We start from the raw sequence: 22,368 nt of genomic DNA, 5'->3' as shown, positions 1-22,368 counted from the left end.
AGCCTCTTTCATTAAAAGAGTAATACAGACCACCTGTTTACTCTTTTGTCCGCATAATTAATTTTCCGTACCGTTTTTATTTTGCTGAAATGATTTACTCAACGACCTTGGGACTTGACCACTATGGAGTAGATATCGAAAAGATTGCTCTCTATAATAAATCTTTATAAAAATCGAAGTGTTTCAAAGGATTCATTCCAGGCTTATTGTTTCTTGATATTTGGATTAGGATGTGGCATTTCGAAATTTTTTGTACCTGTAACCGCAAATGAGCCAGGTACTTTCCAAGATTTTGTGGCGGCAACTCCTCAAGGAATTTTACTCGTACCCTTGGAGAAGCCTTAACCAGTATTGCTTGTACAAATTATATGGAGAGTCTAGTGCTTTTTCACGTCGTATACGTACACCATCCCAAAAGCCTTCAGCAATGCCTTTTTTCAAACTGTGGTAGGATTTTACGAATAGATTTTGATCAATATCTTCTATTTATTTATATGAATAGTTGATTCAGATTTTACTTTCCAACACAAAATTACTTTTAAGTAGTATCAAATGTTCTTTAGAAATCCTAGGTTAATTCAATCAACTATTTTTCCAAGCATTTTTACCCCGAAAGCCTAGATAGTTTTACATTTTGGAAATAATATTAACTGAAACCAAATTTCTATTTATATCTAATGTATGGTGTTATACAAATAAATACTAACGTAAGACTGAAGACAAAGATTTATAATTTGCCCCTGGACTGAAGAAAATAAAATTAGATAAAAAATCATCTTACCTAATATAGTCTCTAAGAGGTAAGATGATTTTTAACATTATTATACAGTATTATATATTCAAACTATGTTTCACTTTAACCAATAAATCTGTTAACTGAGTATTTGCTGGATTTTTTCCCACTTCTTTTTTTACATTTTCTTCCAAATAATAATAAAACGTTTTAAAATCTAAATAAGCCATTTGTTCAATTTCAACCGCTGGATAACCTATTTCTATCAAAACATGTTTTTCGTCTAAAGGTCTAGGTAGTTGTGCAATATCATATTCATCTAAATCAGATTGAAAAAAAGCAAATACTATCTCTTGTCCATAACCTTCTCTTTCGGCAAAGCTTTCTAATGCCTTTTCTAGATACTTTCCATTTATGAAATCAAAATATGTTAACATTAATTTATCAATTTCAGCTTTACTTTCATTTACATGATTTTCTCTACACATTTTCGTACTCCAATCAAATAATATTTTTAGTTAATCAATAACGGGGAAAAAGTTTGTTATTTCACCAGCCTCATTAAGATACCCTCTATATTTTAAACCGTTTGAAGCAGTTCCCTCCACAAGTCTCCCATTTACTTGTCCGTTCTGCATCGCTTCCTGGCCCCATTGATAAATTTTCTCATCACTAATCTTAGAGGGGTCATAGACTGTTTTAGGTTCCTTAATATTTTTATACGATACTGGTTCGGCAATATTACCCGAAATATCTTTTCTAGGTATTTTATACTCAACCTCAAAAATACCTTCAATTGTTGGATGTGCTTTTTTAGATACAATTAAATCATCTGGTTTAAAACCTTGATTTTTCAAAGCTTTATTAAATTCATCCATATTATGGCCACCAACAACACCTTTTTTTGTATTCACATTTTCAACATTTTTTAGATGATTCTTTGCATTGTCAACAAAATTAAACTTATTAGTCTCACCTACAATTGCATTTTCAGATAAGTTTTTACCTTCATCTCTTACCTTACCATTCACTGTAGCATTCCCAGGTGTCTTAACAGGGGACGCCGTGGATGTTGCCCATTTGAGTCCAAGTAAGCTTCCTACAAATCCAAAGCTATTTTGCCAATGTTCTTTGGACAAAGGTTCATCTGGAAAAATTGCTTCTTTTACCATTCCACTAAAACCAAATGTAGCATAATTTAATAAATCAAGTTTCGAGTCGAACATCTTGGCACTTCTTTCATTCGCTCCTGACAAAATTCCATCTGAAACCCCAAAAGTCCAAAAGTTTACAAAATCATATGGAGAATCTAGCGCCTTATCACGTCTTATACCTACCCCATTCCAAAAGTCTTCAGCAATTCCCTTGAAACTGTGGAAGGATTTTACGAATAGATTTGGATCAATATTTTCTTGTTCCGTCCCATTGCCCTCTGGTCTAGCACATGATAAGGCAATCATATCAGTTGCCACAAAAGGATGGTGGATGTTAATTAAACCACCATAGCCAAATCGTATGGGACCATTACCAGCTATAAATGCCTGGAGCATAGTGGTCAACTGATTTTCTCTATTTAACATGGAGGAAAGTTGAGAAATTGGAGATGTACGATAAGCCAATTCTGTCTTCAAATTATTCTTAGCAGTCAATACTCCCCAATTATCTGCTTGGAAATGAACATCCGTTAGCCCGCTATTAAACATTCTTTCTAAATCAGAGAGCCATGTTTCCATTGTCCGAATATCCTGTTCCATGGTGTTTAAAGCAGTCGTCTGTGTTGCGTCAAATTCATACAGTTGCGAGAGGGTATCATCACGTTTTCTCTTAGAACTAATAACCCCCTCCTGCACTGTACTATCATCTAGATGGGGCAGAGCTACAATGTCACTCACCTGATCCATGATACTGTTTGCTTCGTCTGTTAGACTGGCGGTAAGTTGGCCAATAAGAGTCAATCCCTGCTCCAGTTCTCCCTCTAAGAATTCTTCTAATATGTAACCTGATAGGTCTGGTTCGAGAGAGTGAAGAGCTTTGCCAATTTGATAAAGTACTTGTCGAGCATCGTAGGAAAACAATTGAAAAAACTGAAGAAATGGTAAATGACATTCCTCATAAAAGGAGCGAATGGCACCTCCTCCTTCTCCTTTTAATTGATCCTCCATCTGAACTAGTCCTTCGACTCCACGTTGGATTGTTTCTATTTCAGTAGTATTTAATCTTTCTAATTTTTTAATGTTACGCTGTAGCCCATCTTGTAATAAATCTACATCCAATACCTTCATAGGCTTGTCCTAATCACATGTTTAGAAAAACTCATTTTATTATATCCTTTAGTATACAATAATGCCCCATAGGTGAACATTCTTCTCCCCCTCTAGCAAACTATCAATAGTTATAATATTCCATTTTCGCACGAAGAGGTAAAGGGATAAGTTAAAATAATCGCGAAATTAAACCTTACGTATTAGTATACATAAAATATCCTGATACTCTTTCACTACTGACGAAATAAAACAACGGTTAAATAGCTAGAGACGAATATAAAATTTCATTACTATTATCATTACTAAATCGTCTTTGATTGAGGGTACTTTCTATTTATAAAATGTTGGAGTCTAATGAATGTATTAGGGCTTTACATATTTTACTTAACTAATATGTAATGTTCTTTTTTTCTAATCATTGATGCTACTGATTATCGGTAAAATATCAAAATAAGCCTATATTAAAGTAATTCTACTCCAATTTGTTTATGTAATTTAACTTTTATTCTCTCTTCTTCACCTCCATACATTACAAAAGCTTTATCATCTTTTTTAATACTTGTTACATTATTAAAATCACCTGTAAATACTATAGAATCATTAAATGTAATGCTTAAACTACTCGTTTGTTTATATACATCTAAAGTTAAAATTAACTTGAAATTTTGTTCATCCCTGTAAGTATAAATTAATTCTCCATCATCTAAATTGCCCGTTATACTGACTGGCTCACTTTGAAAAAGCTCTACTAGATCATATTCATCATACTTTATAAACATTTGTATTCACCCTTTTATTAATTATTTGGGTATAACAGTGATCACATCGCCTTCTTGATTTACAATAACTTTGTCTTGTGTTTAGTTATCGGCTAGATGGTGCAGAGCTACAATGTCAATCACCTATCCATGATACTATTTGCTACGTCTGTTAGACTAGCGGTAAGTTGGACTATAAGTGTCAATTCCTGCTCCGCACATATTGCTTTCTTTAAATTTTACTCATTGTTCATACTTTTATTTCGCAACCATATCCTAGCTTTTTCATCCGTTAGAATTATTGGATGTTCTGGGCTTCCTATATTGATACTTTTTATAAAAGCCTCTTCTATTCCACGAATTCCAGTTAATATAGCTCCGTTTAGCAATACGCTTTCAAACGTTGCTAATCGTATATCCGCATTTAATAAAACTGCATTACGAAAATCCGTTTCGTCAAAAAGCCCTGCTACTAAATTAGCGTCTGACAGATCTGCTTTAATAAACACTGTTTTAATACATTCACTATCAGCAAGTCTAGCAGCTTTAATATTGGCATTTGTGAAGTCTGCATACGAGACATTAGATTTACCAAAATCTGCTCCCTCTAAATTTGTAGATATAAAAGTTGATGAACATAGTGAAGATGATGAGAGATCCTTGTTATTTAAATCTATGCCATCAAAGATACAATCTGTTATATTTGCTTGGTCTAGCGGGTAATGGGACAAATTCATACTCCGTAAATCAACCTCATCTATACCCAGTTTCTCTCCTAGTTCCCCAAGAGTTTCAATCCAAATTTGGTGCCATTCTAATTGAATGGTAATTTCTTTTATATCAGGTTTCATGCTTTACCCTCTCCAGATGATTTCCGACCCACATTCTAAATCCCTATTAATTTGGTTCAAAAGATTTTAAGAAAAAAACTTGAAAATATATAACCACTCAATGTCAATAGTAACTCTACTTGATCCAATATGTAGGTGTTTAGTCGACACTCCTATTATAAAAACCATGAGAAATTTCCCCATGTTTTAAACTTAGTTAAAGTTTCTTAAGTTTAGAGCTCCATAAATGATTATAAGTTATGATTTCATTTTAATAAAACCCTCTGCATCTAAGCATTTTTGACATTGAAAGATGGCCATGCTTTGCTAGAGTACCCATTACTTTATAATTTTTTTTCACAAAGTCGAATGTTAATTGCTAATTTAGAGTGAACAATGGAACAGTATCTAATCTTTATTGAATATATAAAGCACTTCATTCGCTTAATAATTTCTATGCGAAGTTTCTATCCAAAAACAGAAGTAGAAAAATACCTGCACTTTTGCTTAAATCTTCTGTGTTCAATAAAGAAAGCCATTTCTATAAAATTTAACACTTAGGGCACTTATAAAAATATAGTGCTCTTTTATATTTTTACATTAAAACACATGAGTCACTATTTTAGCTCTAAGAACTTACTCACCTACCATACCGTCCCTATCATTATCATGCATATATGGGTATAACCAATGATCACTGGTGATTGGCATACTAAACCCTGCTGCTTTTGCTTCTTTAATGGTTACCTGTCCATTACCGTTTGTATCCACACTGGAAATATCTTCGTTTGTGTTGGAACTGGTTGAACTGGAAGGTTCACTCTCTGTTAAACCAAGGGATGCATTTACTTCATCAGGGTTCACATTGTCAAATGTATCAACGATCTCGTTACCCATTATCGTATAGGTATACTGATAGCTTGAGGGAATCTGCGTTTCTGTATTAGGATATGTGATAATTGCTACAAAATTAGTAGCTCCACCCGCTTTACGAATGGCATCTTCCATATACGCTTGATCACCATGTCGGTTAAGTGTACTTTCTTGTGGGGTAATATTATAAGCATTAGATACCCCTCCGAGAGAATCAGCAATGATATGTCCTTCATCTAAAAAGTCACTTTCAACACCCGGCACCTTAGCCTCATCAGAGTAGTATCTGCCAGACGATAATACAGGCTCGGTACTGTCATCTTGTAGAGTGATTTCTTCAGCAATGACACGTACTAGCTGCCCGTGTTCATTCGTAAATGCCCAATATTCACGTTCCCCGTAACCAATGTCAACCACCACGTTAGATTCACGATGTCCGGACAAATCTCCCCCATCAACTTCGATAAGTTTGTATCCTGAAAAAAGATTCTCATTTGGTTGTGTTGATACTTCTTTAATTACTGGTTCCACAACAGTAGGGGTAGTTTCTTCTTTTTCACTATTTATATTTGATTCTGTGGGTATGTCTTGAGGAATTGTTACATCTGAAATGGCTGCGTCTTCTACGTTTGTACAACCAACCATTAAGATGGCCGTTAAAAGTATAATTAAATATTTCATTTTCTTTTTCACTTTAGGACTCTCCTATAATAGTTTCATATTGTTCATTCTAAAAATTTCGGAACTAGTATAGACTAACATTATTGTTAGCCTATTGATAATAGTAAATTTTAAGATTTACTGTATTTCAGCAGGTAGTTTGTCTGAAATGTGCAGAAGCCTATAAGTGAAAGAAGGTTTTACTAAGTTCGTAGTCGATATTCGGAGCTTAAACCATAGTACGACGCAAAAACATTAAAGAGTTTCTTACTCAATAAGGTAAGAAACTCTTTAATGTAAGCATATTTTTCTTGGTTTTGGTTTATTCCATTTGATTGTGGCATACTTTCACGTTATTTATTATCATAACGTACTGAGCCGTAGTTTATAAAAATACTGCACAATTGGATGTTTTAACTTCATCTTCTCCGACATGTTTAAAATTCGTTTTTTGCCAAGCCGTCTGTCTACCAAAGCAAGAACATTCAATAATATATCATTACTCTCTATGCTTTCCTCTATAGGAGTGGATAAAAACTTATTAGATACAATTACAAAATTTGATTTGCTTAATGATGACTGCGCTGACAAAACTTCCTTTGCATATTCTGATAATTTTCTACCCCTTGCAATTACTTGTAAACGATCTTCTGGAATTATACCATTGCTTTCTTTTTTTACCGCTTCAATTTCCTCAATGTTGATAGGTATTTGGATAGTTGAATCATTTTTAATTTCCTGCTCAGTCAGATACCATTTGATTATGTTAGTTTTATCACTCATATTCAGTACATTCTTTCTATCTACCGTAATATAACAAAGTCCGGATTTATCAGGTAAATAACGGTAGCTGCTTGCACTGTATTCTACCCTTCCATATAATGCAGGACAGAGATAACTCTCCAATTTTTTCTTCAATTTGCTCCAGCTCATGTGATTCTCCTTAATCTTTAAATTGTAAATATTTATCGAGGCATTAGTTTTAGTATTTATAATACAATAACATCTATTCTACTAAATACAAGGTTTAAGTGTGACTAGAGTTCGTGATGTATCGAAAGTAGTGTGTGAGCAAAATATGGACGCTATGTTCATATAATAAAAAAGACATAAATTAGCTGAACTAATCTATGTCTCTTTTAATTTAATTACCCAGATACTGTATTCTCACAGTCCTCTAATTCTCTTCCTATACGATAAAAGCAAAGTATAAAATGAATAATAAACAAAGTATATACATAATTGGATGAACTTCTTTATAACGCTTTTGTGCTACTAAACAAATTGGATAAAGAACAAAACCCAATCCGATTCCAATTGCCACACTAGAAGTAAGAGGCATCATAATAATTGTTAAAAATGATGGAATGACAACTTCTAATTTAGTCCAGTTTATTTTACTGATCTCCATTGCCATTAATGCGCCTACAATAATTAATGCAGCTGCTGTAACCTCGACTGAAATAACTGCAACTAGTGGTGAAAAGAATAAAGCAATTACAAAACAAGCTGCAATCACGACAGACGTAAAGCCTGTTCTTCCTCCGACAGCAATACCAGCGGAAGATTCAACACTCGTAGCAGGTGTCGATGTACCTAAAATAGCGCCAATTGCACCAGCAGAAGAATCAGCAAGTAGACCTTTTCCGATATTTGGAATCGTGTTACCTTTCATCATTCCTGCTTGACTAGTAAGTGCAATTAATGCGCCAGCTGTATCAAAAAAGGCAACGATTAAAAAAGTGAAAATAACTGTCAGTATTTCTGGTGTAAAAATCTCATCTAAATGATAAAATACAACCCCAAATGTCGGTTTAATGCTCGGTATACTTCCAACGATGGATGAAGGAACATCAATTAATCCAAAAATCATACCAATAATCGTTGTAATGACCATCCCGTAGAAAATTCCGCCCCTTATTCCACGAACTAACATAACAATAGTAAGGATAAGACTAATAATTGCTAGTAGGGTCATAGGTGAAGTTAAATCTCCGATGGAAACAAATGTATCTGGATTGCCAGTAATAATTCCTCCATTTTTTAGCCCAATAAATGTGATGAAGAAACCAATTCCAGAAGCTATTGCATATTTTAAATCCAGTGGAATGATATTGATGATTTTCTCACGGATTTTCATTAAACTCAATAGCATAAAAATGATTCCCGCAACAAAAACACCAGTCAAAGCGACTTGCCATTCTATTCCCATCCCAATACAGACAGAAAAAGTGAAAAATGAATTCAATCCCATACTAGGTGCAATTGCGATTGGATAGTTAGCAAGTAAACCCATAAGTAGTGTTCCGATGATTGCAGTAAGAGCAGTTGCCGTGAATACAGCTCCACTATCCATCCCAGATTGGCTTAGAATAATAGGATTTACGACTAATATATAAGCGATAGATAGGAAGGTCGTTATCCCTGCGAGTGATTCCTGCTTATAGGAAGTGTTCCGTTCTGTAAATTTAAAAAAGTTTCTCATGTTGTTGTAATCTCCTATTTCCTATAATTAAGAATTGAAAGGGAATGACTTCGAATTTAGTTTTCCAACCAAATCATTTTATTATCCTCTTAATATAAAAAAAGCTTTGACCACTAATTGGCCAAAGCTTTTCTACAAAAAATGGAATAAAAAACATCATTAATTTCCCATTCCTTGTAGACAAGCTATTTATTGGTAGCTGGTAGAAACTTTCAAGCCGTATTCTTGAAATTATACAAGGTATATCTATTCTTTTAAAAACATTAGGAGAATGATAACAAGTTTAATTTAAACCGTCAATAGTATAAATTGGAATTATTTTTTAGCAACAGATGTAAAAAAATTCTAAAAAGAGCAAAAGTTTTAGAAGACACTAGATCTACATATATATTTCTCTTTAGCCTGCATCTGACTTTAGCCTACTAAAGTCAAAATTATTTAGTCGTTCTTTTTCAATGAATATCATTAATTTATCGCCGTCATGCCAACACCACTCAAGACTTTCATCTGAATCAACTGTTAATAGTGGGATCCATTCTGACCCAGGTGTTGGATTATATGCTAGTGTATAATTTTATTATTAAGCTAATGGCAAGATTATGGAGCATCCTCTAAAGGGAATTAGAGGATATTGAATGGCACTTTAAGTAACTTAAAAATATGAGGTGGGATTGGATGGAGAGTAATTTTTTTATCTATGTAAATTTTTCAGAAGAAAATGGCACGCAAGATTATAAATATTGGTTTTCTTTCATTAAATATTTTATAAAATCTGCAGACTCTATAGAATTTCATTTATGGAACGAAGAAGTCGAAACTATTAAAGAGTTAAGTTTGAAAACGGATCTAAAAAAAATTTGTTTAGACCGTTTAAAAATGGTTAGTTTTGTTGGGGACATAAATCAAAACCTAATTAACTATATTTTAGAAGAAAGTTTAAATAATCACGGAGAAGTAAAATGGTTTTCGATCTTTTTAAAATTTAAGGGCAATTTATTCTTTGAATCTTCACATTGGGGTTCTGAAATTAATATAGAGAATCCTAATGAAAATGAAATTAAAATGATTAAAAGTGTGTTGCCAAAGAATGCAACATTTCATCATTTTAATAATAATGAGAGTGGATAGAAATTATTCTGTTTATATCACCAGACCCTATGTCTATTAAAACAATAAATCACCTCTATTTACTCTTGAAGTACAATCATTCACCACTCTAGTGATTTACTTGATGGTTACTTTAACTTTTTATTCAACTAACCCATTACTTGAATACTTTTCTTATATTAACTACTTCGATGTCCTTTCAAATTCACCTTCTTGTTGAACTAAACTGTTCCGTCCGTTCAGTAAGAAAATGGGTACTAAGAAATATTCCAATCCAAATACCTTTGTTAAAATTTGCAATAAAATACTTTACATCTATTAAAAAGAGAGATAATATTAACAACAGACGATTGATTAATCATTCATTAAGGAGGAGTATAATGCCTTTATCTGAAAAACAAATACTGAATATGCAGACTAGAAGACAAATAATATTAGATTCCGCTACTTACCTTTTTGCAACGGAAGGATATGAGGGAACAACTATAAAAAAAGTTGCTGAAGCTGCAAAGGTTAGCTTTGGCAGTGTGTTTACTTATTTTAAAGATAAGGAAGAACTCTTTTATACTGTTGTTGTAGAACCACTCGAGGAATTATCAAACCAGGTATTAGCATTTAATCCAGATGCAAAAGACCTTTTAAGTGAGTTAGAAAATATGATAAAAACTCATATTAGACTCTATGCAGGTATCAATAACTATCTTGGATTGGTTGTTCAGGTTGTTGGTCAGCATCAGCGATTCCCTAGAGTATTTGAGAAACTAGATGCCTTTCATGATGAATTTAAAGCAAAAGTCATTCTATTAATCAAAAACGGGCAAAAGAATAATCTATTTATACAACAAGATCCTTATATAGTCGCTACTCTTTACACTAGTCTTTTGATCGGTATTCGTCTAAATACAACAGACAATGAATCTAGCATTATGTGGGATCGCTTTATACCCTCAACAATTCATCTATTTGGAGTTAATTCCAAATAGATTCTTTTTAATAAAATAACGATTGATTAATCAATCAATAATAAAGGAGATAAAAAAATGAGCTTCAATAAATTTCATCCGACAATTCGCATTCGTTTACTTCTATTATTTATTACATCTTTAGCTACCATGGCTGTTATACCTTATTTGATAATTTATCTTTCTCATCAGGTAGGTACCTTGATTACTGGTATATTATTTTTATTTGTTATGCTTGCTAATGTAATTGGTTCACTGTTGGGTGGATTCATTTCCGACAGAATTGGTCGAAAAAAAATTATTCTTTCTGCTGAACTTATAATTTTTTTAGGATTTATAGGTGTTGCATTTGCCAATTCACCTTGGTATTTATCACCCTACGTCACCTTTGTGTTTTTTCTATTTATTCAATTTAGCTCTGGATCCTCTTTGCCAGTATATCAAGCCTTAATCATCGATATAACCTCTCCTGAAGATCGAAGAACTGTTTATACATATTCATATTGGATTCGTAATACTGCTATTGCTATTGGGAGTTTATTAGGTGCATTTTTATTTTTTGATTATCCATTTTATTTATTTTTGGGAGTAGCACTATGTACTTTAATTTCTGTATTCATCACCTTTTTCTTTATACAGGAAACTTATACCCCAAACATAGAAGCGAACCATGAGAAAACTAATTCTAGTGTTAAAAGAATTATCCATTCTTATAGAATTATATTTTCTCATCGGGCCTTCACGATTTTTTCCATCGCTAGCCTTTTTATAATCTCCGTGGAAGAGCAATTGACAAATTATATAGGCGTTCGACTTACCAAAGAAATTAACGATCCAGTCCCTTTTTTTATTAACCTTTCATGGGAAATTGATGGAGCGAATCTTCTAGGGTTATTAAAAGCAGAAAACACCCTTCTTGTTGTATTTTTGACAGTTATTATCGGTAGAGTCATGCAAAAGTTCAAGGATCGAAGTATTCTCCTCATAGGTCTTCTTTTCTTTTTTGTAGGATATGTTGTGATAAGCTTTAACACAACTCCCTATATACTAATATTAGCAATGCTACTTGCTTCCATTGGTGAAATAATGTATATGCCGATTAAACAAACTCTATTAGCTAATCTTGTACCAAACGAATCACGTAGTACTTATCTGGCATTTTATGAAATATCCTCCATTATCGGGATTAGTACAGCTGGAATCTTTATGATTATTAGTAGTTGGTTACCTGCCATAGTTTTAACTTTAATGATGGGTATCATGGGAATAATAAGTATTACAATATTTTATAAATTGACGAAAGATCAGTAAAAAGTAGAGGATTTAAATGAATGCAGGTCTTTTAATTAAAGGTTATTTTAAGGATAAAGGTTGATTGAAAATGCACAAAAAAAATGAGCTGGAAAGCTTATCTCCAGTCTCATTCTATTAAACCTGTAGCAGTATCCCTTTTACTTAAATTTTAGGATTGTTTGAAATTTAGAATCAATTTAATGCTCGGCTTCTTCACCATATAATGAACCTGTTTTATTATAATTTAGTAAGGTAAGTTATTTATTATTCTAAAATAAATAGACCATGAAATTACAAATTATAATTCATAGAATAGCTTTTCAAATCTATCTATTTTTTCAATGACTCTCGCAAAAACTCTTCCAAATAACTAACATCCGTAATATTTTTATTACATTCGGTACTATTCACACAAATTAAATTACCAATAGACTTATAATAATCTGGATTGTTGACCTTTTTCGCTTTTGTGATCGTAGAAAAATGTGTGACTTCTCCATGACAATGACAAATCGAGCAAATGTTTTTCTTTGTAGATGGTGAAAATGAACACTCGATCCCAACCAATTGGCTATCTAGCTCATACAATATATATTTTTTATTTGACCGACTATCGTTCCAGCTTAAATACGTTAAGCGATGTAAATCTATATTCGAAAGATCCGGGAGCTTTAATTTTTTACTTTTCGGAAAAAGCTTTTTCAATTGTTGCTCACTAATTGTTGGGAATGACAATAAATAATTAGGTAATTGCTCCAGTGCCTGCTCATATGCTTCTACTGTTTTCAAACCCGAAAAATCCATTAGCTCTTTTTGCTCTGGCGTCAAAGCTGTCACACAGTTAGAGATTTTTTCATTGGATAACTCGTAAACAGAGGCTAGTACCCCCGGTGGTAAATGTTGCTTCGTACTATCCTTAATCCAGGCTACTTGCTTTCGAATAAAATTGAACTGCTCATTTTTTATAAATTTTTCTGTCATATTATATCGCTCCTACCCAGTTGATTATATCTATTTTAAAAGAAAAAAGACTTCACTAATAGACCAAGAATCGGTTAGAAACGTTTTATACATACAAACACCCCATGTAATAGCTACATGGGGTATACTTTATTTCTTATGTGAGTAAACAATTTTTTTTATCGTTTCATCGGAAAGATGATATTCCTGAGCTAATTGCTCGATTCGAATACCACTAGCAAAAGCATTTCGAATTGCTGTATTTCGGCTATCCAAACGCTGCCTGCTGCCGCTAATTGTTCCCCATTTTTGATAATCATTTTCCATCTTGGGGATATACAATGTCTCCCCCTGCACATATTTTTGAATTTCTACAATTAGTTTTTCAGGTAAGACCTGTTGTGCATTTACATACTTCAATTTTGCTCGCTCCTTATTATAAATTGGAATAAGGGGCAAAGCCAATTGATTAGAAAAACTTAGCGATAAGATGAAATTTCTCGCCCCACGCAAAGTATCGCCTTTCCAACTACTGGCTTTGCATGAGTATATGAAGCATCAGACAATCGTTTTAGATTCTCCAACTATAAGCACCACCTTTTAATTCTAACTAACTGTATTATAACCAAAATTAATTTCAACGCCAAAACAACATTACCGAATAGATGGTAGGAATGAATGTGTACCTATGACCTAAGCTATCAAATCAAAGAAAAACATTCTACAATTTGTAACTTGTTCCCCCCCAAGAGCCCACTGTTACAGAATCAATAATTACCTTGCATTAAAAGATGACTATACAACCCTTCTTCCGTGTATTACCATTATGGTTAATATATACAAGGAGGTTTTTGTTTGAAAAAGTTATTAGTTTTATTAACAACATTATTATTAGCTGCTTGTGGTAAAGGAAGTGATGAACCTACTGCTATTGAATCTACTATTGTATCAATTACCAAAGAGGAATATAAAATATATGAAGATGAGGGTATTTACTTAATTAAAATATACGACAAAGATGCTGATGAAGGTTCGAAAAACGCTTTGTTAAAGGATACTGGGGAAATGTTAGCAGGATTATCCAAATTAGATGAAGTGAATACTGTAGAAATTAAATGGTATGCCCGACCCTTTACTGACCAATCCGGCAGTAAACCTTTTGAACAAATATTAGCAATAAGATTTGAAGCTGATACTTTCACAGAGGTTGATTGGGAAAATTATAAAACCTTGGATTTAGAAACAATTGCAAGCAGGTATGAACAGAATGAAACATTGAAGGATTAATAAAAATAATATAACCACTTTCCATCACTGGTTGGTGTTTTTCAAAAGATTTTGAAAAGGTTGTGGTAAAAAAATTAAAGGAGTTGGAGATGTTTGAAGCGAATATTATTACTAATTTTAATGGTTTGCTGCATTATAACTGGATGAGGGGAGAATAAAGTAACTATTTCAGAAATTAATTTAGAAAACGCTAATGACAATGTGAAAAACTTTATTGAGATTGTAGATTATGATGAAAAAGGTACAGGAACTGGTATTTATATATACAACGATTCTAAAAATAAACGCTTTTTGTATCTTAATCAAGATTTCTTGGATGATGGAAAAGGTTTTGGAGAAATAGATATCAAAACGGACGAAAATTCGATAAACATTTACCTGAACGACAGTTCTATTTCTGAAGAGGAAGCAGACACATATAAGTTTTACAAATTAAATTTCAAAGGGGACTATGAGTACCTGAAAGTTTTTAAAAATGGTGAGGAAACCCATTTTGAAGGAATGGGTGTTTAGTGGTTATTCTGTACTTGGGCATGATTGTTTAATATGAGCAGTTATAATTTAAAAATTCCAAACTTCGCGAAGTGGTTTTACATCTAGATAAAAGCTATCATGTCCAGTCTATCTTAATTTTTCAATTGAAGTTAAGGAGATTATTTCAGTTAATCCCAATTTATCTGTTTCATTTACTAACTCTGTTTCATTTAAAGGACCAATAGGTTGACGACTTGTTACATCAATTATCCAATACTTAAAGTCATTTTCAGTAGGATTTTTAGGCGGCTCTTCATCCCCAAATTTATCGGCCTTTAAAACCATTTGTTTAGCAACTATGTATTAACATCGGTCACTTTAGAAGGAACATATGAATAATTACTGACTGTTTTATCTAATGATTGTACAGGCTTATCTCCATAAATTATTATTTGATGACCTGAAAGTCGGTCAATACGAAATCCATTTTCTAAAGAGACAGTATAATCAGCCATCCCAGCACAACCAGTTAAAACCACGCATAGCAATACTAAACCTATTTTCCCCATTATATTTACACTCCCTCATAAGTACTTTATTTCGCAATCTTAATATTGAAAGTCCAATAAAATTTTTGATAAGAACCTATAGATGAGAAGAACTGAAATTATTTATTTAGGAATCTCCTACAAATATATATTTAAATTTCATGTTTTTCTCAAATATATATTTATTATTCTTTTATGATGATTCAACAGTAAGTAAATATTTTACATACTAACTCTATGCACAAATAAACTAATTTATTTACTTTATTTAATAAGATTGGTGGATCGCGACTCTCTTTAAATACTCGTAGTCTGTCTTTGAATTACTTCATTCGCATTTTCTAGCTTTGTTATAGCAGCTAAAGATTTTAATTCTCCTATAAATAAATTAACTAAACCGAACATTTAAGTGACTAATTCATAACAACTAAAAAAGCTTATCAGTTAATTAGTCTTACTTCTTTTTCCATTATGGTATAATTTATTTTGTTTATTTCTTACAGAAAGGAAGATTAGATGTCAAAACCTTTAAATGTATATATACGTCCATTTATACTCTCAGATGCTGAAGAATTACTAAATTTAGAAAAGAGAAATCGAGCTTTTCAACAAAACTATTCTGTATCACTTCCAGAAAATTACTGGACTATAGAAACTCAAAAAGAATTAATTGAAAAATGGGCAGAAAATATAAAAAAGGATATCGGATATCAATTTGGTATATTTAAAATCGACGGTGATGTTCTTATTGGATCTATCTCATTATTTCAAGTTTTCCGTGGGCCACGTCAAAGCGCACTTTTGGGCTATTCCTTAGACCAAGAACATAATGGTAGAGGTTACACTACAGAAGCTACTAATCTGGTTATAGAACACGCTTTTGAAAAACTAAACTTACATCGAATAGAAGCTGGTGTAATGCCGGACAACATTGGTTCTATTCGTGTTTTAGAAAAAGCTGGTTTCCACAATGAAGGATTAGCAAAAAAAAGTGTTGAAATTAACGGAAGCTGGGAAGACCATCAAATGTTTGCAATACTAAATCCTAAACACTAGCATTTGTTATCTGAGTAAATAAGAGAAGCTCGCCTACGAATTTTTATTTATAATGATATTGAATATTATAAAGTCTCATTGTTTTACTGGACGTGGGGCAGTCTTTTCAGTTATTTCTATTACTTTAGTGTTTGAAGATAGTATTTTATCCTTAATCTAAGTCATTGCTCCAAAGTTTTCTACTGTTCTCTCTTTGGCATTGTCCTAAATTGTACTCCTTATCACCCAGGTGTAAGTCGTTTAGGACTTAATCGTATTTGCAGTGCCCACCCTGAGATACTGTTACCGCATAATTATTAATGATAGTATAACGAGATTTGCCTTCTAAACAACACAAAAACCCCGAATAGGTCCACTTTTCATGTGTCCACTATTTAAGGTTCAGTTTAGAGATTAGTGCATGTGCTAAATATTATTTATAATTCATTCACTAATGAGTTCAAATTTTGTTTCTAATTTTTTACGCATAGATAATGCTAACGAAATAGCAGTTACAACTAAAATAATAATTACTGTCGTATCAAGAATTTCACTGGATCCTCCGCTACCTAGAAATTGAATTAGATTATGAAGGCTATGAAACAGAATTAACGGATAAATATTTCCTGTTCTAATAAATAATTGCGCTAGCACAATACCTATTAATAAAGAATATACCAATTGAAGTCCAGTTTGCCCCATACTCTGTCCAGATAACAAGTTAAGCATGTGTGTGACAGAAAATAAGATACTCGAAGTCAGAATAGCTGGAAGGATACCAAGTGGTAGTAATATTTTAATCATTATTCCTCTGTAAATACTTTCTTCCACAAAACCAACTAAAATAGCAAAGCCAACATAGAAAATAATTGTTTTAAGAGGTTGAGAACTAAAGCCTTGAAAACATAATACGATCAAAATAACAAGTAGTGGTAAATAGGGTATCCAATTTGTTCTTGTCAGTTCTCGTTTGAAACCAAAATAAGTCCACTTTCTCTTCCATGTAAAATAAATAATTAACACTAGTGCTGTTGGTATAAACGATATTAATATCGGAGAATTGTAACTTAATTGCTTTATAGTTGCGATTGCACCCGCTATAAAAACCAATAGTAAAAAAATGACCTCAATCAGAATGATACTTTTTATAGGGTGGTTTTTAGAATAACTTAACTTATTATCCATTGCACATCTTTCCTCCTAATAATATCTTCTTGCCAACCAGATGCAGAACTAAAAATAAATCTTATACTGTAAAATTCACTATGATAAACTCTTCAACCTTTTCAAATCAATCCCTCCTTTTTTTCACTAGATATGAAAATCAAATTCATTAAACTGTCCGCGAGTAGTCCAATTACTTAATAATATTTATGATTCCTAAAGTAGTTTTAGTATTTTCGTGAGCTAACCGCCTAGAAATTTTGACGATTTCTATACTTTCAATGACTTCAGTGTATGATTTTCTGAAGCTCAGCGATTTCCACTAACATTCTACTTCCATACTTTTCCATATTTATCAGTGTATTCCCTCCTTGTCTCTAAAAAGAGTAGTAATATGATCAAATTATTAATACTACCTTTCAAGGAAATAAAAAAAGCACCATTTCTGATGTCTCGGTTAACTAACTCTTAATGCAGAAAAAAACAACTCCAAGTTGGATTTAGATGTAATATAACCAAATTATGGATTAATTATCATGCGCAAAGGTTTTTATTTTTTTAATTAAAATATTGTTTGAATCTTAATTTCTTCTCTTTTATTTTTAAGTAAATCAGCTATACTTTCACCTTTTATTTTTATATCCTCCAACTTACTTACATCTTTCATAGCAAAATACTCACTTAATCTTGTTTTACCATACCATAACGCTCGACCTTCTTTAGCAGAATGAGAAATAAAATACTCTTTATCTTTATAAATAAATTCGATTTCTCTACCCTCTTCTAAAAAAGCTAAGAGTTTTTCATAACTTATTATATTATTAACCGGATTATCATAATTATCCATTAGCTTCAACCCCATTCATTGCACTTCTAACCCCATTAGTCCAAGTTTATCTATACTCCCGACTTCCGATATCAACCATCAAATACTACCAAACACTCAAATCTCGTTCCTATAGCCTGGAGATAGATAACCTACCCCACTAAACTTCAATTCACATTGAGAAAGTGGGCTTTTATCTAATTTAAATAACATCTGGGTTTGATAGTAGTTAAATACTTAGTTAAAAGTTAAAGAAAATTACCACATAAGTATAAATAACAACTCTATAACCTATTCTAAATATGAAGTCTAGAATAGAAGGAGGACAATACACGATATGAAATTTAAACTGTCTTTCTTTAAAAATCTTCCTTCAGTCGAAAAAGGGAAAGAAACAGAATCCACGCAAAAAACTATTTCTGCCTCAAACAGTTTATTTATAAAAGAAATAAGGGAGTTAACAAACAATCCATCAGATTTGATTGTAAGAGACATTACTCCTAATCTTGTTATTATTTATATTGATAATCTTGTGGATGGACAGACCTTAAATGAGCATATCCTGCGAGAGTTGCAACAAAAAAGTTATGATTCTCCAGAGTGCATTAAAGCTAATCTATCCATACCTGAAATAGACTTGTCAGATCTCCTAGATGAAGCAATTCAATCAATGGTAAATGGAACAGTATTGATTCATGTGGAAGGGAACTCTCAAGTTGTTCTAGCAAGCATCTCTAAAAATGAGTCGCGTAGTTTGTCGGCACCAGAAAACGAATCTCAAGTAATTGGTTCACAGGTTGGATTCAATGAGAGCATTTCAACAAATATTTCTCTTGTACGTAGATACATAATCAGTCCCGATCTAAGTTTAGAAAAATTCAAAGTTGGCAAACTAACAAACACATCAGTTACTTTATTGTACATGAACGGAATCGCTTCAGAAGAAATAGTCAATTCGTTAAGACAGAGAATTACGAGCCTCAAACTTGATGCTTTGATAGATAGTGCCGCTCTTACACAAATGATTGATGATAACTCTATGTCAATCTTTCCTCAGTTTCTTCTTACTGAGAGACCTGATAGGTTTTGCGATTCCCTATTAAACGGAAAAGTGGGAGTAATTGTTGATGGTAGTTCCATGGCAATCATTTGCCCCCAATCGTTTATAGAATTTTTTCAAAGTAGAGAGGATCAAAATCTTAGATGGCAAATAGCAACCTTTCTTCGATTATTAAGGTTTAGTGCTGTAGTATTATCTATTTTTTTGACACCCTTATACGTTGCTGCATTGACTTTTCATTACGAAGTTATACCGCAAGCATTTTTAGTACCACTTAGTGAATCAAGGGCTTTGGTGCCCTTCCCCCCAGTATTTGAAGCATTATTGTTAGAAATCATTATTGAATTATTACGAGAGGCCGGCGGTCGATTGCCGACAAAGATTGGCCAAACTATTGGTATCGTTGGAGGTATTGTAATTGGGACTGCAGCTGTGCAAGCGGGAATTACCAGCAATATATTAATAATTATTATTGCTTTAAGTGCATTAGCCTCTTTTACAACTCCTAGTTACATGATGGGTAATGTAATTAGGGTCCTTAGATTTCCAATAATAATTTTAGCAGGATTCTGGGGATTTTTTGGCGTTATGCTTGCTTTTTGTTTTATCCTTATTCATCTTTTAAGACAATCCAGTATGGGGACTCCTTATACCGCTCCATTTTATCCTCCTCGTCTAAAAGACTGGAGTAATAGTATTATCAGAATGCCCTTACCATTTACAAGCAAAAGACCTACCAGTACTAAAGCAAAAAATAAGAAAAAATATGATACAGAGCCTATAAAACCTGAAAAAAGGTGAAATAATGAAAAGTTCCATAAAAATTAGCCAAAATGAAATGCTTAATGCTTTTTTACTTTTCTTTGTGATTCATAGTGCTCAAATAGGTGTTGGGGTACAAGGGTTTCAGCGTGTTGTGTATCAAGATGCTAAACATGACGCTTGGATCTCAGTAATTATTGCAGGACTTGCCACACATATTGTTGTTTTTTTTATGATAAAAACCTTAGAGTTATACGGTTCCGATGACCTATATGGTATCCATCAAGATGTGTATGGAAAATCGATAGGAAATTTATTGAATGCTACCTATCTTATATATTGTAGCTTTGCCTTCTTTTCTATTTTACGCAACTACATTGAAGTAATCCAAACATGGATATTCCCCGGTTTAGGTACATGGTTTATTTCTTCTACATTGTTGTTAATCGTGATTTATGCTTTTACAGGTGGGCTCCGTGTAATTGTGGGGGTTTCTTTTTTTAGCGTTATATTGTCGTTGTGGCTTCTTCCAATTTTAACAATTCCTCTTGAATATTCAACAGCAGCTAACCTCTTGCCTATTTTAGAAACAAAAATAAGCTCTATTTTAAAAGGAGCTCATTCAATGACTTTCACTATTATTGGCTTCGAAATTCTTTATAGTATTTACCCTTACATAAAGGAAAAAGAAAAGGTGAAGAAGCATGCTCACCTGGCTTTATTAGCTACTACATTGGTTTATCTTTCTATTATGTTGGTTTCGATTACTTATTATAGTGAAGGAAAGTTACTTAAAACAGTTTGGGCGACTTTAACCTTATTTAGCTTCATAAGTTTTCCGTTTGTTGAAAGATTTGAGTATGTTGCTGTTTGTTACTGGATGCTGATTATTATACCGAACCTATGTTTTTACGTATGGGCAGCTTATAGAGCGACAACACGAATAGTAAAAATTAGCGGGAGTAAATTCGTATGGCTATTCTCCTTTGTTGCTTTAATAGGTACTTTAGTTGTTCAAAGCAGAATTCAGATCAATTCCTTTAACAACGAATTTGCCAAATACGCATTTTATATTGTCTTTGTCTACCCTATTTTCTTATACTTAGTCGCTGTGGCGAAAAAGAAATTCACAACTAAAAAGGAGCAGGAAGAATGAAAAAGTTGAGCTTCTATTTAATAACACTTTTTCTATGCATTATTTTGGTCGGGTGTGCAGAGACAAATATTCTTGATAGAATCGGATTAACCACTTTAGTTGGCTATGATATCGGTAGTGAAGAAGAAAATATTAAAACTACAGCAGTTATTCGTGAAGTGAGTCCAGAATTTCAAAGTAATGTGGAGGTTGTCACGGCAGAGGAAGCAACAAGTAAAGGTGCTCGTGTAAAAACAAATCGAAAGCTCTCAAAAAAAATTATGGTGGGACAGATGAGAGTTATTCTTTTCAGCGAAGAGATAGCTAAGGATGATATTCATTACTTTATTGATGCCCATTTAGAAAACGCTAGTGTTAGCAATGGGGTCTACATGGCAGTAGTTGAAGGACCAATGTCATCCTTACTTGAATATAAATATGAAAACATAGAAGATATTGGACAACATATATACAGATTATTAGAACAAAACATTGAATCTGAGTACATGATTTCATCAACCCTCCATGTAATAGCACGTGATTATTACTCAGCTGGCAGAAACATTGTTATGCCAATTATCAAAAGAGATCAAGAATTTGTTGAAATATCTGGCATTGCCCTTTTCAAAGATGGTAATATGTCAGGCAGGCTTTCCGCAGAAGATAGCTTTTTTGTAAAAATAATCAGAGATAATTATAAACATGGAAACTTTCAAACCAAGCTAAAAGAAGAAGATATCTCCCCTTCATTAATGAAAAATCCTTTTGATGAGATTCCTTTAGCATTTGATACCGTAAAGACCGACAGAAAATTGAAATTAGTCAATTCGACAACTCCTGAATTCGACTTAAACATTACCATTAAGGGAAGGTTATTGGAGCTTCGATCAGACATCGATGTAGGCAACCCCAAAATAGTAGACGAGCTTGAAAAAGGTATTAGTAATAACCTAAAAAGAGAAATATCAAGAGTAATTTCTATCGGTCAAAAATATGAATCCGATGTTTTTGGATTTGGTGAATCGTATAGAAGCTCAGTAAGAAATTCCAAGCTTACCAATGAAAAGTGGCATGAGTTGTTTAAAACTATGAAAGTAAATGTTAAAGTTGACTTTGAACTAGTGAGAAATGGTGTATTCGAATAAATGAACA

The 22,368-nt window shown here is 32.8% G+C and carries 23 protein-coding genes and 1 riboswitch; of the genes, 9 read left to right on the top strand and 14 right to left on the bottom strand.

The genetic code is table 11. From position 1 onward, the window contains the following. Positions 1-318: 318 nt before the first annotated feature. The 8 genes from MKY94_RS07930 to MKY94_RS07895 form a co-directional block, all read right to left on the bottom strand. Positions 319-441: a hypothetical protein gene (locus tag MKY94_RS07930; protein WP_342578375.1), complete on the bottom strand. Its 123-nt coding sequence runs from the start codon at positions 439-441 to the stop codon at positions 319-321. Positions 442-831: 390 nt separating this feature from the next. After that, entirely contained in the window at positions 832-1,221 is a 390-nt protein-coding gene (locus tag MKY94_RS07925; RefSeq protein ID WP_191696306.1) for a hypothetical protein, read from the bottom strand. Positions 1,222-1,251: 30 nt separating this feature from the next. Then, entirely contained in the window at positions 1,252-3,015 is a 1,764-nt protein-coding gene (locus MKY94_RS07920) for a T7SS effector LXG polymorphic toxin (protein WP_342578374.1), read from the bottom strand. A 443-nt stretch (positions 3,016-3,458) separates the two neighbouring features. Beyond that, the gene (locus MKY94_RS07915) at positions 3,459-3,776 is read right to left on the bottom strand and encodes a hypothetical protein (protein ID WP_342578372.1); all 318 of its coding nucleotides are present in this window, start codon (positions 3,774-3,776) and stop codon (positions 3,459-3,461) included. 218 nt (positions 3,777-3,994) lie between these two features. Then, complete coding sequence (locus MKY94_RS07910) at positions 3,995-4,606, bottom strand: pentapeptide repeat-containing protein (protein ID WP_191696309.1); 612 nt, start codon at positions 4,604-4,606, stop codon at positions 3,995-3,997. Between the two features lie 615 nt (positions 4,607-5,221). Next, entirely contained in the window at positions 5,222-6,151 is a 930-nt protein-coding gene (locus MKY94_RS07905; RefSeq protein WP_342578370.1) for a DNA/RNA non-specific endonuclease, read from the bottom strand. A gap of 330 nt (positions 6,152-6,481) precedes the next feature. Further along, positions 6,482-7,051, bottom strand: coding sequence for a hypothetical protein (locus MKY94_RS07900; protein WP_340862946.1), 570 nt, complete (start codon positions 7,049-7,051; stop codon positions 6,482-6,484). Between the two features lie 256 nt (positions 7,052-7,307). Beyond that, the gene (locus MKY94_RS07895) at positions 7,308-8,603 is read right to left on the bottom strand and encodes an NCS2 family permease (protein WP_191696311.1); all 1,296 of its coding nucleotides are present in this window, start codon (positions 8,601-8,603) and stop codon (positions 7,308-7,310) included. 157 nt (positions 8,604-8,760) lie between these two features. Continuing rightward, a riboswitch (purine riboswitch) is annotated at positions 8,761-8,862 on the bottom strand. Positions 8,863-9,278: 416 nt separating this feature from the next. On the opposite strand from MKY94_RS07895, the gene MKY94_RS07890 reads away from it, so the two are divergent. The 3 genes from MKY94_RS07890 (at position 9,279) to MKY94_RS07880 (ending at position 11,983) form a co-directional block, all read left to right on the top strand. Beyond that, positions 9,279-9,731 (top strand): hypothetical protein, encoded by a 453-nt coding sequence (locus MKY94_RS07890; RefSeq protein WP_342578369.1) that lies wholly within the window; start codon positions 9,279-9,281, stop codon positions 9,729-9,731. Between the two features lie 359 nt (positions 9,732-10,090). After that, positions 10,091-10,693 carry a TetR/AcrR family transcriptional regulator gene (locus MKY94_RS07885; RefSeq protein ID WP_342578368.1) on the top strand — a complete coding sequence of 201 codons (603 nt, stop codon included), beginning with the start codon at positions 10,091-10,093 and terminating at the stop codon, positions 10,691-10,693. Between the two features lie 57 nt (positions 10,694-10,750). Further along, a complete protein-coding gene (locus MKY94_RS07880) occupies positions 10,751-11,983 on the top strand; it encodes an MFS transporter (RefSeq protein WP_342578367.1) in 1,233 nt (410 codons plus the stop codon). Between the two features lie 312 nt (positions 11,984-12,295). Here MKY94_RS07880 and MKY94_RS07875 read toward each other — a convergent pair whose 3' ends face one another. Next, entirely contained in the window at positions 12,296-12,946 is a 651-nt protein-coding gene (locus tag MKY94_RS07875; protein ID WP_342578366.1) for a FusB/FusC family EF-G-binding protein, read from the bottom strand. 129 nt (positions 12,947-13,075) lie between these two features. Beyond that, on the bottom strand, positions 13,076-13,345 hold the full coding sequence (locus MKY94_RS07870) for a CD3324 family protein (RefSeq protein ID WP_154311023.1): 270 nt from the start codon (positions 13,343-13,345) through the stop codon (positions 13,076-13,078). 435 nt (positions 13,346-13,780) lie between these two features. On the opposite strand from MKY94_RS07870, the gene MKY94_RS07865 reads away from it, so the two are divergent. Together MKY94_RS07865 and MKY94_RS07860 are read left to right on the top strand one after the other, a co-directional pair. Next, complete coding sequence (locus MKY94_RS07865; protein ID WP_340862941.1) at positions 13,781-14,212, top strand: hypothetical protein; 432 nt, start codon at positions 13,781-13,783, stop codon at positions 14,210-14,212. A gap of 201 nt (positions 14,213-14,413) precedes the next feature. Further along, entirely contained in the window at positions 14,414-14,725 is a 312-nt protein-coding gene (locus MKY94_RS07860; RefSeq protein WP_342578365.1) for a hypothetical protein, read from the top strand. 108 nt (positions 14,726-14,833) lie between these two features. Here MKY94_RS07860 and MKY94_RS07855 read toward each other — a convergent pair whose 3' ends face one another. Further along, a complete protein-coding gene (locus tag MKY94_RS07855; RefSeq protein ID WP_342578364.1) occupies positions 14,834-15,031 on the bottom strand; it encodes a hypothetical protein in 198 nt (65 codons plus the stop codon). Between the two features lie 11 nt (positions 15,032-15,042). Further along, positions 15,043-15,255, bottom strand: a complete 213-nt coding sequence (locus tag MKY94_RS07850; protein WP_342578363.1) for a hypothetical protein — start codon at positions 15,253-15,255, stop codon at positions 15,043-15,045. Between the two features lie 495 nt (positions 15,256-15,750). Here MKY94_RS07850 and MKY94_RS07845 point away from each other — a divergent pair, with 495 nt between their 5' ends. Then, positions 15,751-16,290 (top strand): GNAT family protein, encoded by a 540-nt coding sequence (locus tag MKY94_RS07845; protein WP_340862938.1) that lies wholly within the window; start codon positions 15,751-15,753, stop codon positions 16,288-16,290. A gap of 423 nt (positions 16,291-16,713) precedes the next feature. Here MKY94_RS07845 and MKY94_RS07840 read toward each other — a convergent pair whose 3' ends face one another. Together MKY94_RS07840 and MKY94_RS07835 are read right to left on the bottom strand one after the other, a co-directional pair. Further along, positions 16,714-17,454 carry a type II CAAX endopeptidase family protein gene (locus MKY94_RS07840; protein ID WP_154311028.1) on the bottom strand — a complete coding sequence of 247 codons (741 nt, stop codon included), beginning with the start codon at positions 17,452-17,454 and terminating at the stop codon, positions 16,714-16,716. Between the two features lie 541 nt (positions 17,455-17,995). Then, positions 17,996-18,280 (bottom strand): hypothetical protein, encoded by a 285-nt coding sequence (locus tag MKY94_RS07835; protein ID WP_154311029.1) that lies wholly within the window; start codon positions 18,278-18,280, stop codon positions 17,996-17,998. A 316-nt stretch (positions 18,281-18,596) separates the two neighbouring features. Here MKY94_RS07835 and MKY94_RS07830 point away from each other — a divergent pair, with 316 nt between their 5' ends. From MKY94_RS07830 to MKY94_RS07820, 3 genes are read left to right on the top strand one after another with little or no spacing between them, the layout of a single operon-like run. Continuing rightward, complete coding sequence (locus MKY94_RS07830) at positions 18,597-20,120, top strand: spore germination protein (RefSeq protein ID WP_154311030.1); 1,524 nt, start codon at positions 18,597-18,599, stop codon at positions 20,118-20,120. Between the two features lie 4 nt (positions 20,121-20,124). Continuing rightward, positions 20,125-21,237, top strand: coding sequence for a GerAB/ArcD/ProY family transporter (locus tag MKY94_RS07825; protein WP_342578361.1), 1,113 nt, complete (start codon positions 20,125-20,127; stop codon positions 21,235-21,237). After that, positions 21,234-22,361, top strand: coding sequence for a Ger(x)C family spore germination protein (locus MKY94_RS07820; RefSeq protein WP_154311032.1), 1,128 nt, complete (start codon positions 21,234-21,236; stop codon positions 22,359-22,361). The genes MKY94_RS07825 and MKY94_RS07820 overlap by 4 nt, the downstream gene beginning before the upstream one ends. Positions 22,362-22,368: the final 7 nt, after the last annotated feature.

The sequence above is a fragment of the Psychrobacillus sp. FSL K6-2843 genome (assembly GCF_038626375.1).
GTDB classification, from domain to species: domain Bacteria; phylum Bacillota; class Bacilli; order Bacillales_A; family Planococcaceae; genus Psychrobacillus; species Psychrobacillus faecigallinarum.
This window is presented reverse-complemented; position numbering and strand designations above follow the sequence as displayed.